The 16,021-nt window shown below is 55.2% G+C and carries 13 protein-coding genes; 7 read left to right on the forward strand and 6 right to left on the reverse strand.

Annotation, left to right across the window (positions count from 1 at the left end):
• The first annotated feature begins 34 nt into the window (after positions 1-34).
• A complete protein-coding gene (locus ASC96_RS00960) occupies positions 35-1,615 on the forward strand; it encodes an LTA synthase family protein (RefSeq protein ID WP_060501352.1) in 1,581 nt (526 codons plus the stop codon).
• 31 nt (positions 1,616-1,646) lie between these two features.
• Positions 1,647-2,945, forward strand: coding sequence for a capsular biosynthesis protein (locus tag ASC96_RS00965; protein WP_060501354.1), 1,299 nt, complete (start codon positions 1,647-1,649; stop codon positions 2,943-2,945).
• Between the two features lie 30 nt (positions 2,946-2,975).
• Here ASC96_RS00965 and ASC96_RS00970 read toward each other — a convergent pair whose 3' ends face one another.
• From ASC96_RS00970 to ASC96_RS00985, 4 genes are all read right to left on the reverse strand, one after another.
• On the reverse strand, positions 2,976-3,599 hold the full coding sequence (locus ASC96_RS00970) for a hypothetical protein (protein ID WP_156393804.1): 624 nt from the start codon (positions 3,597-3,599) through the stop codon (positions 2,976-2,978).
• A 102-nt stretch (positions 3,600-3,701) separates the two neighbouring features.
• The gene (locus ASC96_RS00975; protein WP_244481787.1) at positions 3,702-5,030 is read right to left on the reverse strand and encodes a glycosyltransferase family 1 protein; all 1,329 of its coding nucleotides are present in this window, start codon (positions 5,028-5,030) and stop codon (positions 3,702-3,704) included.
• Positions 5,031-5,528: 498 nt separating this feature from the next.
• Positions 5,529-6,245: a hypothetical protein gene (locus tag ASC96_RS00980; RefSeq protein ID WP_060500486.1), complete on the reverse strand. Its 717-nt coding sequence runs from the start codon at positions 6,243-6,245 to the stop codon at positions 5,529-5,531.
• Between the two features lie 12 nt (positions 6,246-6,257).
• The gene (locus tag ASC96_RS00985; RefSeq protein WP_060500487.1) at positions 6,258-7,427 is read right to left on the reverse strand and encodes a glycosyltransferase family 1 protein; all 1,170 of its coding nucleotides are present in this window, start codon (positions 7,425-7,427) and stop codon (positions 6,258-6,260) included.
• A 194-nt stretch (positions 7,428-7,621) separates the two neighbouring features.
• Between ASC96_RS00985 and ASC96_RS00990 the strand changes: the two genes are divergently transcribed.
• From ASC96_RS00990 to ASC96_RS01010, 5 genes are all read left to right on the forward strand, one after another.
• On the forward strand, positions 7,622-8,698 hold the full coding sequence (locus tag ASC96_RS00990; RefSeq protein WP_060500489.1) for a polysaccharide pyruvyl transferase family protein: 1,077 nt from the start codon (positions 7,622-7,624) through the stop codon (positions 8,696-8,698).
• 15 nt (positions 8,699-8,713) lie between these two features.
• Positions 8,714-9,757 carry a polysaccharide pyruvyl transferase family protein gene (locus ASC96_RS00995; protein WP_082511886.1) on the forward strand — a complete coding sequence of 348 codons (1,044 nt, stop codon included), beginning with the start codon at positions 8,714-8,716 and terminating at the stop codon, positions 9,755-9,757.
• A gap of 114 nt (positions 9,758-9,871) precedes the next feature.
• A complete protein-coding gene (locus ASC96_RS01000; protein ID WP_082511887.1) occupies positions 9,872-11,068 on the forward strand; it encodes a polysaccharide biosynthesis/export family protein in 1,197 nt (398 codons plus the stop codon).
• A 160-nt stretch (positions 11,069-11,228) separates the two neighbouring features.
• Complete coding sequence (locus ASC96_RS01005; RefSeq protein ID WP_060500496.1) at positions 11,229-12,524, forward strand: hypothetical protein; 1,296 nt, start codon at positions 11,229-11,231, stop codon at positions 12,522-12,524.
• A 30-nt stretch (positions 12,525-12,554) separates the two neighbouring features.
• Positions 12,555-13,346 (forward strand): ABC transporter permease, encoded by a 792-nt coding sequence (locus ASC96_RS01010; RefSeq protein ID WP_060500498.1) that lies wholly within the window; start codon positions 12,555-12,557, stop codon positions 13,344-13,346.
• 134 nt (positions 13,347-13,480) lie between these two features.
• Here ASC96_RS01010 and ASC96_RS01015 read toward each other — a convergent pair whose 3' ends face one another.
• Both ASC96_RS01015 and ASC96_RS01020 read right to left on the reverse strand, forming a co-directional pair.
• A complete protein-coding gene (locus ASC96_RS01015; protein ID WP_244481809.1) occupies positions 13,481-14,725 on the reverse strand; it encodes a capsular polysaccharide biosynthesis protein in 1,245 nt (414 codons plus the stop codon).
• A gap of 195 nt (positions 14,726-14,920) precedes the next feature.
• Positions 14,921-15,910: a KpsF/GutQ family sugar-phosphate isomerase gene (locus ASC96_RS01020; RefSeq protein ID WP_060500500.1), complete on the reverse strand. Its 990-nt coding sequence runs from the start codon at positions 15,908-15,910 to the stop codon at positions 14,921-14,923.
• Between the last annotated feature and the right edge of the window lie 111 nt (positions 15,911-16,021).

Genomic DNA, 16,021 nt, shown 5'->3' on the forward strand with positions numbered 1-16,021 from the left:
CAAAGGTATTCGTTTGGCGTTCACGTCGCTCCATATGCACTACCATCCGGTAACGCTGACCTTTCTCTGCTACGCGCTGGCCTGTGCTGTCATCCTGTATACAGACAAGTTTGCCTTGCCCGCACGCGAGCGCCGGAGACACCGGCCGCCATCCAGCCGCCGCCGCGCCACCGTCGATATCCTGTCACGGCTGCCAATCATTGCTCTCGTGTTTGCGGGCTTCTTCTCGATCTCCTGGCGCCCTCTCTATGCGAGCGCCGGAACGATGAGCTTCTTCGTCATCTTCACCGGAATATCCCGGGCCAAATACAGGTTCATTCGCGAACCGCTGGTCTTTTCAGATATCGCCCTGGTCGCCGACGTCTTCAAGTACAAGACGATCTTCTACGCCCACTCGCTCAACATCGTTTTCTGGGTTGTCGCCTTCCTGTATGTCTTCGGCGTCTCGGCGCTGTACATGTATTTCGAGCCCAGCATCCTGCCTGCCAGCCACAAGCTGCTCTGGATTATCCTGATGATCCTGATCGCCGATCTACCCTGGATTCTGCTGTTCTATGGTCCGGTGAACAGGCCGGTGGCCGATTTCGTGCAACACCTTGTCGGCAAGCCGAACGTCAAGGTCAGCACCATCCGTTTCGGAACCTTCGCATCCGTTATTTTCCATTTCATCCTCTGGCTGGGCCGCCGCCGTGAAAAGATCGTGGCCGAATTGCAAGAACGCTTCTTCGCAGCCGTCCATGATCTGATCGGTCACGATGCCGACAACAAGGCACCGCTGGTCATTGTCTGGCAGTCAGAATCCTTCATCGACATGCGCCATTGCGGTGTAGACAGCATCAAGCTGCCGACCATCGACAGGCTGCAGAAACTTGCCGTGCAGTGGGGGCGCCTCGCAACGGTGTTTGAGGGCGGGTACACGCTGCGCACGGAATTCGCGGTGTTGAGCGGCCTTGTTCCCGACGACCTGCATATTGATGCAAGTTATCCCTACCTGCGGGCGGGCCACTATACCAATGTGGTCTGGCCGACGAAGCTGAAGAATGCGGGCTGGAGCACGCATTTCATGCACCCCTATGACCGGACGTTCTTCCTTCGCCACAAAGCCATGCCGCAACTCGGCTTTGAAAAGATGACCATGCTCGACGACTTCGACCATGATCCCCTCCGCGACGGCCCCTATGTTTCGGATAGTGCCCTGACCCGCAAAGTCATCGCTGACGTGGAAAGCCAGACCGATGACAAGGGTAGTTTTCTCTTCGTCGCATCGATGGCCAACCATGGACCTTGGGAGCCCAACCGCGTTGAAGGAATCGTCGATCCTGTCGGGATCTATCTCGATATCCTGCAGCAATCCGACAAGGCGCTGGGTGAACTCGTCGATCACCTAGACACGCTCGATCGCCCCGTCTGGCTGGTTTTCTACGGTGACCACGCGCCGCTGCTAAAATCCTTTGCCGACCCCTTCCCCGATCCCCGCACCGATTACTTCATCGTGCCACTGGCCGCCGCGCGCACATCGCAGAATGCTCCGTCGTCTCCGCGTAGCGTAGAACCTTGGAAGCTGCTGGAAGCCATGTTGAAACATGCCAATCTGCACAGGGATGATCTGCAATAGTGCCGGCATTATTTTCGAAGGTGCAGGGACAATGACTTTGCAAAATGCGCCGCAACAGCGTGTCTTCCTGTTTCTGCAAGGACCATCCTCGCCGATCTTTGCCAAGACCGCCGACCGGCTGGAAGCCAAGGGCCATCCCTGCCTGCGGATCAATCTAAATCCGGGTGACCAGATTTTCTGGCGGCGCAAGGGCGGGTACAATTACCGTGGCCGTGCCGGAAACGACTGGCGCACCTATGTTGCCTCTTTCATGGACCGGCATGCGGTCACGGACCTCGTCCTCCTTGGAGAGGAACGTCCCTACCATCTCACTGCAATTGATGCAGCCAAGGACCGTGACATAACGGTATCGGTCGTCGAGATGGGCTACCTTCGGCCGGACTGGCTGACACTTGAACGCAACGGGATGTCATCCAATTCGCATTTCCCCAACGATCCGCAGCAGATCGTCGAAGCGGCCCATACCCTTCCGGAACCGGATTGGACGAGACGTTACAGCCAGAGCTTTACAGTCGAGGCCGCCTATGACCTCCTATACAATCTGCCGAATGTTTTCCTGTGGTTTCTGTTTCCGCACTATCGCCGCCACGCCCTGTTTCATCCCCTGGCGGAATATGCCGGCTGGATAATACGGCTGACGAGCGGCAGAAAAAGAGCCGTAGCCGCAACAATGCTTGTTGAGAACATGCTTGCCGGCGACATTTCGTTTTTCGTTTTCCCGTTGCAATTGCAAACTGATTTCCAGTTACGGGCGCATTCACCCTATAATGATCAACGCGAAGCAATCACCGAGGTGATCACGTCCTTTGCCGCTCACGCCCCGCGCGCATCCCAGCTCGTGGTCAAAGTACATCCCCTCGACAACGGGCTTATCGACTGGCGGGCCTATGCTGGAGAACTGGCAACCAGGCTTGGCGTTGGCGGGCGAGTGCAGTTCCTGGATGGGGGCGACCTGAATGCGCTGCTGGCAAAAACCGCTGGCGTTGTCACCATCAACTCCACAGTCGGGCTTCATGCCTTGCAACTGGGTACACCCGTTAAAGTGCTGGGAACGGCCGTCTTCGACATTGCCAAGCTTAGCGATCAGCAAGAGCTCGATCAATTCTGGGCGGCGCCAACAATCCCGCAGGAGCCGGTCCAATCAGCCTTTTTTCGCTTGCTTGCGGCGGCAATTCAGGTTCGGGGCAATTTCTACTCGGCCACCGGCACGGATGCCGGCGCAGAGGCGATCGCCGAAAGGCTACACGCCCGATCGATCAATCAACCCGGCGCCTTCATCGACCCGCCTCCGCGCAAGAAACCGCACAAAAGAGGCTCTCGTTCTCATTGACCGGCCCGGCCTCGACGTGTTTACGCCGTCTCAGCGGGACTTGCTGCTTTCGATCAGGGCGAGCACAAGCGTAGAAAGTAACGTAAGAGGCGGGGTCGCGGCGCTCTGGGGCTTGGAACTTTCGTTCGGGCTGAGGCCCACCTTGCCAACGGGTTTATCATCAGCATCCACGCCGCTATTGCCGAGCGTCCACCATCCGTTGCGCAAAATCTTTTCGATCACGAAGGTTGCAACGTCAAGCGAGCGCGAGGGTGAACCTGGCGGCAGGACGTCAGCTGACGTCGGATTACGCTCATTCATCACCGAATAATAGACACGCCGGATATCGTCATCGATGTCGTCGGTGCCTTCAGATGCAGTATTGATCTTCTGCCTGAGCTTGCGCAGGTCGGCGACAGTGACGGTCAGGGTGTCCGCTATACCGTTCAGCTCCTCGGCAAAGACATCCGGGTTGCTGCCATCCTCCGTAAACAGCTCAGAAAGCGCGGAGCCCGGGGCTGCCTGGCGATTGCGAATAACCTTTGCAGCGCCCCGGATACCATCGCGAAAAGCCTCTTTACGCATTTCGTCCTGCTTCGCAATCAGCGCCGAAGTGGCGGAACAGACTTCGAGAAGAAGCGTCGATGCATTTTGATCCGGGGATGCCAACGCCACTTCTCTCGCCTTTGCGAGAAGGTCATTCAGAGACGATATTTGATCGGTCATCGACGGCCTGATTTCTGCGTCATAAAATTTATGCCTGACGATTAAAGTATCTTATTTGAACTTTGCATAAAGATCTTGCAGGCGCTCGCGGTATTTCTCCGGGGAAAACAGCTTCGCCCGTTCCATACCAACGGCCTGATAGTGCTCCACCAGTCCATCGTCATTTGCCATATCTCTTATGGCCTGCGAGATTGCATTAACATTGTAGGGATCGACGATCAACGCACTGTCCCCCGCCACCTCCGGGTTAGCACCTTCACTGCCGGTGATGACGGCAGTACCCAATTGCATCGCCTCCAGGATTGGCAGCCCGAAACCCTCGTACAACGAGGGAAACACGACGGCTCTCGCACAGCGGATCAGGGACGTCAGCAAATTGAGAGGGAGATACTCCAGCCGGATGACAGAGGACGTTTTCGAGACATGGCCGACTGTCGGATCGCTAAACTGTTTCTTCGCTGATTTGTCCGTGTCCTGAGGAACGCCGAGGAGACGAAGTTCATTTGCGTTCTTCCAGACCAGCTGGCCAACGATAACAAGCGGGCGATTCGTCTGGCTCGCAAGATAGGCCTCGATGATACGGGCGACATTCTTTTTCGGTTCGATCGCGCCGAAAAACAGGAAATACTCCTTGTGTTCGAGGCCGAAAATGGATTGGACCTCTTGACGAACTTCATCCTCGGGACGGTTGAGAATATAGCTCGGCAGACTGGCCGCCTGATAGGTGTTGGTCACGCGGCTTTCATCAACGCCGAGCAAGTCGATAATATCTCTCTTGGAAACTTCCGAAACCGTAACGATGTGATCCGCTTTCTCGCTGATACGCCGGACCTTCTTCAAGAACTCTCTCTTGTTGTCGAGTGTCGTATAGGGCAACCTCAGTGGCACGAGATCGTGGATCGTATAGAGATTAGCAGCGTTCTTCAGTGTTACGGGCAGCGGATAGGTCCAATGCGCGATGTCAGCCGCACCGGGATAATCGACGTTCAAAAATTGGCCATAGGTCCGGAAGTGCCAGCGGGAGATCGTGTAGAGATCACGCGCATTGAAGATTCTATCATGCACAGGAAGCCCGCCCGCAGCGGTTCTTGCGATAACTTTACCGGTTATCGGAACCTGCCTTGCCGTAGCGCCCAGCGGCGAAGTGATGAGGCGCTTGACGATGTCCTGGGTCTTCATCCGCTTTATCGAGGGATCAAAAAAGCTGACTTCTGCCAGAAGTTCGTTTTTTCCGGCCGATGACCGGACCCCGTACATCAAGTCCACCTGATGACCAAGCGCCGTCAGTTGCTCGCTCAGATTCCGGGCATAGGTCGCAACCCCCGTTCCCTTTTCCAGGGCAAGATTATAGCCATCAACCATGATGCGGGCATTGGACATGAATTAATAATCCTAGTTGTTGCTGGCTATACCAGATCTGGATGATGCATTCCGTCAAGCCTGGATCCTTGCGCAAGCGCTTGACAGGGGAAGCCGGGCACCGGGTGTGATTAAGCAGTCGATTGCTATCTAGGGGATTGCCATATGGGACGCAACCTCATGCATTCCTAATCCGCATGCAGCGCCATTCTCGACGGTCGTTCCGAACCGCCAGAGAATGGCGGCACGCTGAAAAAAGCTCTTGATTTGGCCGAGACCGAGTGATTGTTCACTGAACGCCGCAAGTGGCTACTCGGTTTAGCCAGCCACCTCCAAAATTGGCAATACCTCCGGATTTCCATCGCCCATAAGGATCGGCAGCGATTACATCAAAGCGACGTACATCGCCCTGTACCTTCAAGCGCAATGCGATGTTCCGGCGGAAACAACCCGATCGGTCTCTCGGTTTTCTGACAAAAAAATACAAGCAGCAAGGCGGCTGAAGACAGCCATTTGCAGTTATACCGGAATCACATCGTTGTCTTCGCCATCCGCGACATGCTCGAGTTCTCCGGCACCGTCCTTGAGTTTATCCTTTCCGAACCAGTTTTCCGCCTCTTCGGCAGAATCGACTTCTCGAAGCATGAAATCGTCAATGATAAAAAAATCACTGCAATATTTCTTCAACAAGCTCGGTGAGGAAGTCACCATAAGAAAGCCCGCCGACTGCATGCGGTCCAAAACAAGTTGTTCGCATTGGGCTCTGAATGCCCCACGTCCACCGATGATGCTCTCATCGACAATATAGGTCTCAAAAGGGATGGCATAACAGGAGGTGAACAGAAGCTTTGTGCGTTCATCCCGATTAAGATGCTTGAATGGCTTGTCGATCGATTTCCCTATTCCCGTGAAATCCAGCACGAACCGGATAATGGGAACCGGGTCGAAACCGAAGACACGGCATAGAAAGGCCAGATTTTCGCGGCCGGTCAGTGCCCCGTTGAAAACGCCGCCAGAAGCCACTGGAAACGAGACAAGCGACGATCGCCGCACTCTGCCAATATCGGGCCGCAGCTTTCCCGTCATCAGATTAGCGACAACAGTCTTTCCACTGCGCGGCGGCGCAAGGATGCCGGTCAGACGATCCGGTCTGAATTCAGCATTCGCCCCTTCCAGCACCTTGGTCCGGTGGGACTTCTGCCTCAGCGTCTTGTGAACATTAATAAACTCGATCATCGCATCCGCCTCTCATCGGCTATCTCTATGCCCGCCTGCTCTTGCGGCAATCTCTGCGAGCCAACCGATCCCGTCCAGGGGATTCAGAAAAGTCGTACCAGGTGGACCAACCTCCCGAAACACAGGAATATCGGACGCTATGCAGGGGACACCAAGAGCCGCTGCCTCCAACATGGGAATGCCGAGCCCCTCAGCAAAGGACGGAAACAGAAGAGCACTTGCCTGTTGCAACATCGTCTGAACGTCAAAATCCGAAAGGCCGTAAAACACGAAGACCGAGTCCCTAATCGCCTCGCAGCGCTCCAGCATGTCTACTACATTCTCATTTTCCCAGCCGAGTTTTCCGATAATGCACAGACGTGGCGAACCTTCCCGCTGCGCCAATTCACGCCACACCTGCAGCAGAAGAAGGTGGTTTTTTCTGGGCTCGATCGTGCCGAGCACAATGAAGAACGGCCCCCTATTCTCCAGAAACGCTTTCACGTGCGGCGCTAAGGGTCTTTCTAGTGCACGCTGGAAATCCAGTGTCGGCACGACGACGTCCGTCGCTTTCAAAGTCCAGCCGTTCGCCGACGCGAATGCCAAGACACGTCGATGCGTATCCCACGAATTGCTGACGGCGATCACCGGAGCATCCGTCAGTTCTTTCAGAAAATCGAGGAATTGCTGCTTCGTTTCAGGCCGCTGGTATTCCGGATATTCGATGGGAATGAGGTCGTGAATATAAATAAGGCGTTGCATCTTGCGATGCGGATCGAGACGCCGCATCGCTCCTTTGATCTTCCCAACACCCGAATGCGAAGCCACCACATAGGTCGTTTGTTCGGATATTATCTTTCCACTCAGGGGCAGGAAATTCCGAACGAAAGGCTCGTTCTTCAGCCGGAACTTGCTAAGGGGGCTCTCTTTTTCTTTGAGCACGGCATCATCGTTCCAGCCATACCGAAGGTGTTCAAGAACGGCCTCTCCGAAATCCTGCGGCAGAATGCAGACGCCATGGGGGCCGGCATAAACAAAATGACATTTGGCGCCAAATCGCTCGAAAAGGTCCAGACCGATTGCCAGGTCGATACGATCCACGCCTGTGCCGAAGGATTTTCCGTAACTGCGGACAAGCCGCGAAATATCAAAAAGAACACGCGGCGTTTCAATCGAAAGAGGCCGCATAGAAAGACGATACATTTATGCCTACAGGTCCCGACTATTCTCACCCGCGCCAAATGCTGTTCATGGGCGAACAGGACTTTATATCGGGTTGCACCTGCGCCACTTTCGCACATTAAAGCCGTGTGGTATAGGCCGCCGTAACTGAAACGGCGATGGCATCTTCAGGGGAATGTATCTGAAGCCTTTATCGTAAGCCAGTATGGTGAAATTTGTCGCAAGAACTCCTTGATATCATTCGCTCCGAAAAAGCGATCCCCCTGTCGTGGGTTACCACCCGCAAAGATCAGAACTACCTCAACCTGGGCGACGCCCTTTCTCCCGTCATCGTCTCCATGATGTCGGGTTTACCGGTCACTCATACAGCCACGAAGTCGAACACCGTGAGACTGGCGGCAGTCGGCACGATCGGCCATATGTTTGCGGGTGGTAATGTATCCTTCTGGGGAACGGGAACGTCTCCAAGCGCCAATCCCAATCAGTCGGAACAACCGAAGATTCCTTACACCCGGCCCGCCGATACCCGGTTTCACACCTATGCAACACGCGGGCCGTTCAGCCGGCGGATTCTGACGCCTGATGCAACCGGCCCCGCAGTTTATGGCGACCCTTTGTGGCTTCTGCCGCGCTTTCACGAGGCTCCTAAGGAAAAGACCTACGAACTGGGTGTGATTCTGCACCTGTCGGAACTGGCGGACCGGGAGCATGAAGCGCATCCGAAGGCGGATACGCTTCGTCACGGCATTGACAGCGCCGACCGGCAAACAGTGAAGCTGATCAATACGGTAACGCCCGTCTCAATAGAGGGCCTGAGAGAACGGCTCGACGAGATTCTGGCTTGCAAGCGGATCGTCTCGACAAGCCTCCATGGCATGGTGTTCGCCGAATCCTATGGCATTCCCTGCCTTTATTTCTCCCCGAGGTCCAGAACACCGGGATTGGGGCGGATCGACCTGACGCTTGAGGAAGGACTTGACCTCAGATTCGTGGATCTCTACCGTGGCCTCGGGCTGAACCAGCTTGATGTATGGTATCAGCCGCGCAATGAGCAAACGGACTGGGAGACACTGATCCGGACAATTGACCGCGTCTGGGAACAGAAATACCTCGACGAAGATCCGCTCATTGAATCCTTCCCACTTCCTTCATCGTCCATGTTGGAAAAGGGTCCGACGGGCAGCGCATTTGATCACCCCTTGATTCGTGCCGTACCAGTTGGCCGGGAACCCAGCCTTGCCGAACGCGCCAAACGCGGCCCGCTTGCACGGCTTTTCCGGCGGCTGCGATAGAGGGTGTTTGTCTCCATGGGATTAAAAACTGTCAAACGCTTGTTGCGCTTGGAAATTCCTCCGGCGGCAGGAGTGTTCTCCAAGGAACGATCAGGTCGACAAAAAAGGATCCGGTTGTCCTGGGTCTGGTCCACCAAACAGCATCCGGATGCGAACCTCGGCGACGCCCTGAGCGCCGTGATGGTGTCCGCCATGTCGGGGTTGGAAATCAAGCCCGCAGCCTTCAATCATTCTGAAGAGAGAATGGCTGCAGTCGGCACCATAGGCCATGCACAGAGCGGTGGAAAAGTGCATATCTGGGGTACTGGCTTTGATTTGAACCGCGGGCCGACCGGCGCCGTTGGGGCGTATCAGGTACCGGAAGACACCACATTGGTCGTTCACGCTGTGCGGGGAAAGCAGACGGCGATGGGATTGCGCAGGCTTGGCGTGGAAGTGCCCGACATTTTCGGCGACCCCGTCTGGTTCCTGCCACGTCTCTTTCCTTTTACCGATCTCAAGAAAAAATATGAACTGGGCGTCATCGTCCATATTTCCGAACTGGACGAACCCACAGCGCGAGCCACTGTTCGCAAAAATCTCACGCGTTATAATATCCCGCCCGAACTCGCGGAAAATATTAGGATAATCAATACTTATACCGACGCCAACCTGACCGGCATGCGCGACAAGATTGAGGAAATAGTCTCCTGCCGCCGCATTCTTTCCACCAGTCTTCATGGTTTGGTCATTGCTGAGACGTACAACATCCCGTGCGCTTGGTTCTCAACCAACCGGGGCGAGTCCGGCTCTCTGCCGATCGACGGATCACGGGCAATCGATCATCGCATGATCGATTTCTACGGCGGCGCAGAGCGGGATTCGGTGTTGAGCTATCTACATCCGCTTCATGAGGAAACGGACTGGGAAAAGGCAATGGCATTCATCGATACACATTGGCAGCCACTGGATTACTCCGGAGAGGCACTTTTCAATGCGTTTCCCCTGCCTCGCGCGGTCCGCTTCGAGGACAAGGTGTGGCGGTGTCCATCAGAAGTGTTGCAAAAAAACCGTTATTGATCGGTCTTCGTTGATGTTGTGTGTCGCCTTTAACTCAAACCTGTTCTTTCGTCAGGCAATGTCATTGTCTGGACGCTGACGGTGCGATATCCAAGACGCAAATCGAGTTTGAAAATGGGCTTGGATAAGAGCCGGCAGTGCAGGGTTACCATGGGGCATTTGGACAAATTCACCAAAATTTCGTTGATTGCGCTCTGTATTGCATTGTCGTCCTGTACGATGCCAAGTTCGGGTCCGAGCGCGAACAAGATCGCGGCGGAAGCCAAGGAACAGTATGCGCCATACACGCTAATCAATGTGAACTCCAACGTCGTTGCGGCTCTGGATCAGAACTCCGACCAGCAACTCGCGGCGTCACTGGGAAATAACAAGAAGCGGAGCTCGGCGCTGATTGGCGTTGGCGACACGGTGGCGATTTCCATATGGGAAGCATCGCCTGACGGTCTGTTCTCAAGCGGCGCAGGTCGCGGCGGCGGAACGCAGATTCCGGAGCAGCCGGTCTCGGAAGCCGGGACGATCAGTGTCCCATATGCAGGTGTCATCCAAGCAGCAAACAAGACGCCGGACCAAGTAAAGGAACTGGTCGAGCAGGCCCTCGTTCGCATGGCCGTTCAGCCGCAGGTTCTCGTCAGCGTTATAAAGAACGTTTCCAACACGGTCACCGTAACTGGGGAAGTCGCAAACAGCGGGCGAGTCCCCCTCTCCCCGCGCGGCGAGAAACTACTGGACGTCATCGCCATAGCTGGCGGGCCGCGTATGGAATCCCATCAGCTTTCCGTACAGATCACACGAGGCAGACGGACAGAAACCATTCCGATGGAACGCCTCATTTCCGATCCCAGCGAGAATATCTATGTCCAATCGGACGACGTCGTGGCACTCATCCGCCAGCCTCGCAGCTTTACGGTCTTTGGAGCTTCGACCGCCAATGCCTCGGTGCAATTCGACGAATCGCAGCTTTACCTGAACCAGGCACTTGCAAAGGTTGGCGGCCTGAACGACGAACGGGCGAATGCAAAGGGTATCTTTATCTATCGCACGGAATCGACAAAGCTGCTTCGTCGCCTCATGCCGGGAAAGGACTTTTCGTCATACGGCCCGACAGCGAACGTTATCTACCAGGTCGATTTGACCGATCCGAGCGGTTTCTTCCTGTTAAAAGGGTTTACCCTACGTAACCGCGATCTGATTTACATTGCGAATTCGTCGCTTGCCGAAGTGCGCAAATTTGCCACTCTGGTCAGTTCGACGGCGGCACCGATTGCGCAGGCAGCATCTGTCTCGAATACGCTATCCGATCTGAGGGACTAACGCCTGAAAAGGCGTCATCTTAAAGCTGCCTAGTTGTTGTGTTTAGAGCCCCATCGGCTGTGCCGATGGGGCTCCTCGTCTGATGCACTTTTTCGAATTATGAATCCGTGGTATGAGGCCTGCTCGGAGCAGGCTAGGCGCTCAATTCAGGAGATGAAGTTTGAAGGACATGTCCGGGGCGGCAAAGCTCGATAAATCGAAAGCACGCTCGGAGGATACCGGCGCGTTGGTTTTAAGGCTCGACGAAGTGAGGCCAATGCGTCAGCAACCCGGCGCAGCGCCCGTTGTTCTTCCGAAGCAATTTCCACGCAAGACGACCGTAACGTACAAGTCGGCGCGCATAACCGGGATGGTCGCCAAGGCCAAGGGTGGCCTCTCCGCCACCGCGATTTCCTTTTTCCTGATGGTCGTCCTGCCGACGATCATCGGCGCTCTTTATTTTGCCTTTGTCGCGTCTCCCCAATATATGTCCGAGTTCCGTTTCTCTGTTCGCCCGACCGACGGAGCCGCCGCCTCTTCCACGATCGCGGCAGACGCGGCGCTTGCCATGTCGAACAGTTATATCGTCTCCGATTACGCGTTGAGCCGCGATGCAGTCGACGCCCTGGAGAAAAAAATCGGCCTGCAGGAAATTTATTCGAAAGCCAGCATTGATGGCTTTTCCCGCCTCTCCGAAGGAGCGTCTCTCGAACGGCTCGTGGATTATTGGCGCAAACGCGTATCGACGAGCTACGATATCATGACAGGCATCAACGTGATCGAAGTCACGGCTTTTTCGCCAGAGGACGCTCATAAGATTTCCGCCGCTTTGCAAGCACTCTGTGAGCAGCTGGTGAATGATATCTCCGAGAAGGCGCGACAGAGCCAGATGGCCTTTTCCAAGGGTGAGCTCGATCGCGCTGAAGCGCGTCTGAAGGAGGTTCGCCAAAGCGAAACGGAGTTGCGCTCCGGTCAGAAAAGCATCGACATCAGAAAAGAGGCTGAAGGAAAAATCCTTTTGAACAACAAACTGCGCGGCGACCTCGCCGATCTGGAAGGGCAGTATTCGGCACTGTCGAGCTATATGGATCCGACGTCGCCGCGCCTGACGGTCCTCAAGAACCAGATTGCAGCCGCCCGCGAGCAGATCGGAAATCTGAAGACACAGATATCAAGTGGCGATGGCTCGACATCCGGCAACCTGGACGATGCCCAGCGCGTCACAAAGTATGACCAGCTGCAGACCGATGTGGAAATCGCCACGAAACTGTATGAATCGTCTCTCACGAATTACGAACAAGCGCGCATGCGCGCCAACAACAACCAGACCTATCTGGCAACCTATGTCCAGCCGAGCCTGGCGCAGATTGCGTCTTACCCCCGCGTTTTTGTCGATACGTTGCTTGTGTTCCTGTCAGCCATCGGCATCTGGGTAGTATCGACGCTGATCTATTACAGCATCCGCGACCATGCTTGAGCAGGGTGGACTTGAGTTGGGATTGCATCCATGAATTCACTCGCGCTCGGCCTTTCCCGGCAGATGCGGATTGTCAGCGCGCTGACGATCCGAGAGGTCAGGCTGCGTAACAGCAAGCACGCTTTCTCGCAGTTGTTCGACCTGCTTGAGGCCGTCGTCTTCATCGTCGCGCATTTTATCATTTTTAAGTTTCTGGGACGGCATCTCCTTATTGGAGACAGCCTCCTGCTGTTCATCACCACCGGCATTCTTCCCGTTCTGTTCTTCCGAAGCATAAGTATACGAACATCTTCCGCGCTGGAGTCGGCAAAAGCGGTCACTAGCATCCCGTTTATTGAAGCCATCGATTACGCAATTGCACGTGGATTTGTGGAGTTCTTGTCCTTTACGCTGGCTTTCATCGGCTTTTTCGCGCTGATCGCCGCCTTCGACATGTCGCGCTATGCAGTACCCTTCAACCCGGTACCCCTCGTTCAGTTTATAGTTCTGATTTCGTTTTTTGCCTTCGGGATCGGCCTGATCAATTCGTTTTTGATTTTCCTGTTTCCTTTGTGGAAATTCATTTGGGGCATGTTTTCGCGCGTTCAGATTTTCTTCAGTGCGGTATTTTACATCCCGGAATACATGCCACCGCAGATTAAGAATATATTGTCCTACAACCCGATCATGCACTTTGTGGCTTTGTTCCGTACGGCTTTTTACCCGACATACCCAACGCATATGATATCGATGAACTACATGCTCGGTTGGACCTGTGTCGTGATGATACTGGGTCTGGCACTTGAGAGAACGCTTCGAAACCATCGAGCCCATGGCCATTGAACGCTCAACCAAACTGAGATGATCCAGCGACTCCTCCACGAGAGCGACATGCGATTAACATGACCGGCATCCCGTTGCGTTGAAGCGGTTCAGGAAGCCCGCTCCGTTCCGGCTTCATATCGCGGATGAGATACCTATCCAAACGGATAGATGATGCGGCCGATCAACCGAAACCTTGGATTGGACAACTCCCGGAAGAACAGGATCGGATCCTGGCGGAATATCGCCGCGTCATGACTGTTGCCAATTTTGGAGACGATCATTGCCAAGAGCGGTGTTATCAAATGCCTCCAGCCAAGAACGCCATAGGGGCCCCACGCCCGCCACTTGGGACCAGGGGAGTGCCGCGGCAGATCGGGCTCTCTTCTTGTTGCGAAGTACCGAGATATCCCCTCCACCGTTTCCTCAAATGAGAGGCTCTTTCCGCTCTGAGGATCAAAGTATCGTGGATAGAGAAGGTAGGCACCGGCAAACAACGCTTCGATGCTAAGGGCGCGCCCGCGGCGATCATTTGGCTGGCGATCGTCGGTCAGTCCCCAGCCAGCGTAGAACGGGCAGCCATAGACGGTCACCTTCAAACCTCGCAGCAGGGCCTCGAAGCCGGCGAGCGAGGTGATTGTATAGACGTGATCGACTGTTTCGAATGCCTGACTTAGCGAGAGAGGTTGCTTAATTATCTGGCAAAGATGCTGAACATCCTGAGGATCGGATTGGGCAAGACGAACGCGGTTGAGAATATCCGGATGCGGCTTGTAGATAATCTGCGCGCCCGGGTTCTCCCTGGCCGCCAAGCGCACCAGATCGTTGTTCGTCACGGGGGAGAGGCAGCCAAATTGAATGGATGCGTCGTCCTCGACCTGACCAATCACCAGGACGCGCTTTCCAGATTTCGGACCATAGAGGCGATCAAGATCGGCCCTGGCGCCGCTGTTGTATTTACTGACGCCGGTGTCGAGCAGGAACCGGATGCCCGCCGATGCACGCGCCAGAAGCTCCGGCGCGCCATCGAAATCATAGCAGCAAAGCAACCGCTCCAGATCGGATGGTTCGCGGCAATCGAAATAGGCCGTACCCTGGTCAAGTGCGAGGGACAAAGGCGGGGTGCGGCTGGCATTGGCCACGACCGAACGGATGAAGCCGTCTTCAATGTAGAAGACCGGGATATCATGCTCTAGCGCGAAGGACTTGAGCCTCTTTGGCGCCCGCAAGCTCCAGACGAAAATCTGAGGATCGGCCTCACGAAGAATTCGAGCCGCCCAGCCCTCAAAATCGGACTCACGCGCATACATCGGAACGAAAACAAATGCCCGATCGGGAAAATAGCGCTTGAAAAGCTCCTGTTTCCAACCGTGGATATGAAACGCATAGGTCGTAATCATCTTGGGCGGTTGAGACACAGCAGGCACCTCGCCAGCGAACGGTTGCTCAGAATGCAAATTCGCGGGTTGGTGTTGCTCAGACAAGGGCATCTGCTCGCAAGGCCATTTTCCGAACCCATCTCTTCAAAGGAGCAGAATCAATACCATCGAAAGCCAACGGCTGGAAACCCTGCTCACCAAGCCTGCGTCTTCAATTCAGGCGACACCAGCGCGCAACAGATCGTGGATATGGAGTATTCCACTCGGCAGCCCGGCATCGTCCACAAGGAAGAGTACGGTTACCTTCTGTGCCTGCATGATTTCCATGGCAGCGCTTGCTAACGAGCTACCTTTGATAACCCGTGGACTATGTGACATGACCGTATCAACGGTCTCAAGCAGCAGATCGTGTGACATATGGCGGCGCAGGTCACCATCGGTGATCACGCCAACGAGCTTACCTGTGTCGTCGGTGATTCCAACGACCCCAAAACCTTTCGACGACATCTGGATAACCGCGTCGCCCATCGCGCTGCCAAGCGGCAACAGCGGGATCGCATCGCCATCATGCGCCAACTCCTGAACGAGAAGAAGCTGCGAACCGAGCTTGCCACCAGGGTGGAATGTCTTGAAGTCCTGCGCGGAGAACCCGCGCCGCTCAAGAAGAGCAATTGCCAGAGCGTCGCCCACGGCCAACTGCAGCATCGCCGAAGTGGTTGGCGCCAGTCCGTGCGGACACGCTTCCTGCACCTTCGGCAGCGTGATGGCGACGCTGGAGTTGCGCGCCAGCAGGCTTTCGGCATTGGATGTGACCGAGACGACGGGAACATTGAAACGCTTGGCATAGGCCAGCATGTTGCCAAGCTCGACGGTTTCGCCAGACCAAGACAAGAGGATAAGCAGATCCTCGGACGTGATCATGCCGAGGTCGCCGTGGCTGGCCTCTGTCGGATGCACGAAATAGGCGGATGTCCCGGTCGATGCCATGGTTGCAGCGATCTTGCGGCCGATATGGCCACTCTTGCCAACCCCGGAAACGACCACGCGGCCACGGCCCCCTGCGATCAGTTCAACAGCATCAACCAGACTGCGCGAAAGTGCCGGATCGGCGGAAAACTGGGTTGCAAAGGCGCTGATGCCGTCAACCGCCGTCGCGATCGATCGCTTCAGCGATTCAATGACAATACCTTCCAGAGGAGTGTTCATATCGACTTGCCTGAGACCCATAAGTACCGCTCCAAACCACAACGAGGCATCCGGTTATAACCAGAGCGCTCTCAGATCAAACCAAAACGGCCAATTTGCGTTCGTTATTGA

Origin of the sequence: Rhizobium sp. Root1204, from assembly GCF_001424965.1 — a bacterium.
GTDB lineage: Bacteria > Pseudomonadota > Alphaproteobacteria > Rhizobiales > Rhizobiaceae > Pararhizobium.

Coding starts and splice junctions, on each gene's coding strand:
- ASC96_RS00960 (WP_060501352.1), top strand. CDS start 35: ATGCACTACCATCCGGTAACGCTGACCTTTCTCTGCTACGCGCTGGCC.
- ASC96_RS00965 (WP_060501354.1), top strand. CDS start 1,647: ATGACTTTGCAAAATGCGCCGCAACAGCGTGTCTTCCTGTTTCTGCAA.
- ASC96_RS00975 (WP_244481787.1), bottom strand. CDS start 5,030: ATGTCCAATGCCCGCATCATGGTTGATGGCTATAATCTTGCCCTGGAA.
- ASC96_RS00980 (WP_060500486.1), bottom strand. CDS start 6,245: ATGATCGAGTTTATTAATGTTCACAAGACGCTGAGGCAGAAGTCCCAC.
- ASC96_RS00985 (WP_060500487.1), bottom strand. CDS start 7,427: ATGTATCGTCTTTCTATGCGGCCTCTTTCGATTGAAACGCCGCGTGTT.
- ASC96_RS00995 (WP_082511886.1), top strand. CDS start 8,714: ATGGGATTAAAAACTGTCAAACGCTTGTTGCGCTTGGAAATTCCTCCG.
- ASC96_RS01000 (WP_082511887.1), top strand. CDS start 9,872: ATGGGCTTGGATAAGAGCCGGCAGTGCAGGGTTACCATGGGGCATTTG.
- ASC96_RS01010 (WP_060500498.1), top strand. CDS start 12,555: ATGAATTCACTCGCGCTCGGCCTTTCCCGGCAGATGCGGATTGTCAGC.
- ASC96_RS01015 (WP_244481809.1), bottom strand. CDS start 14,725: ATGATTACGACCTATGCGTTTCATATCCACGGTTGGAAACAGGAGCTT.
- ASC96_RS01020 (WP_060500500.1), bottom strand. CDS start 15,910: ATGAACACTCCTCTGGAAGGTATTGTCATTGAATCGCTGAAGCGATCG.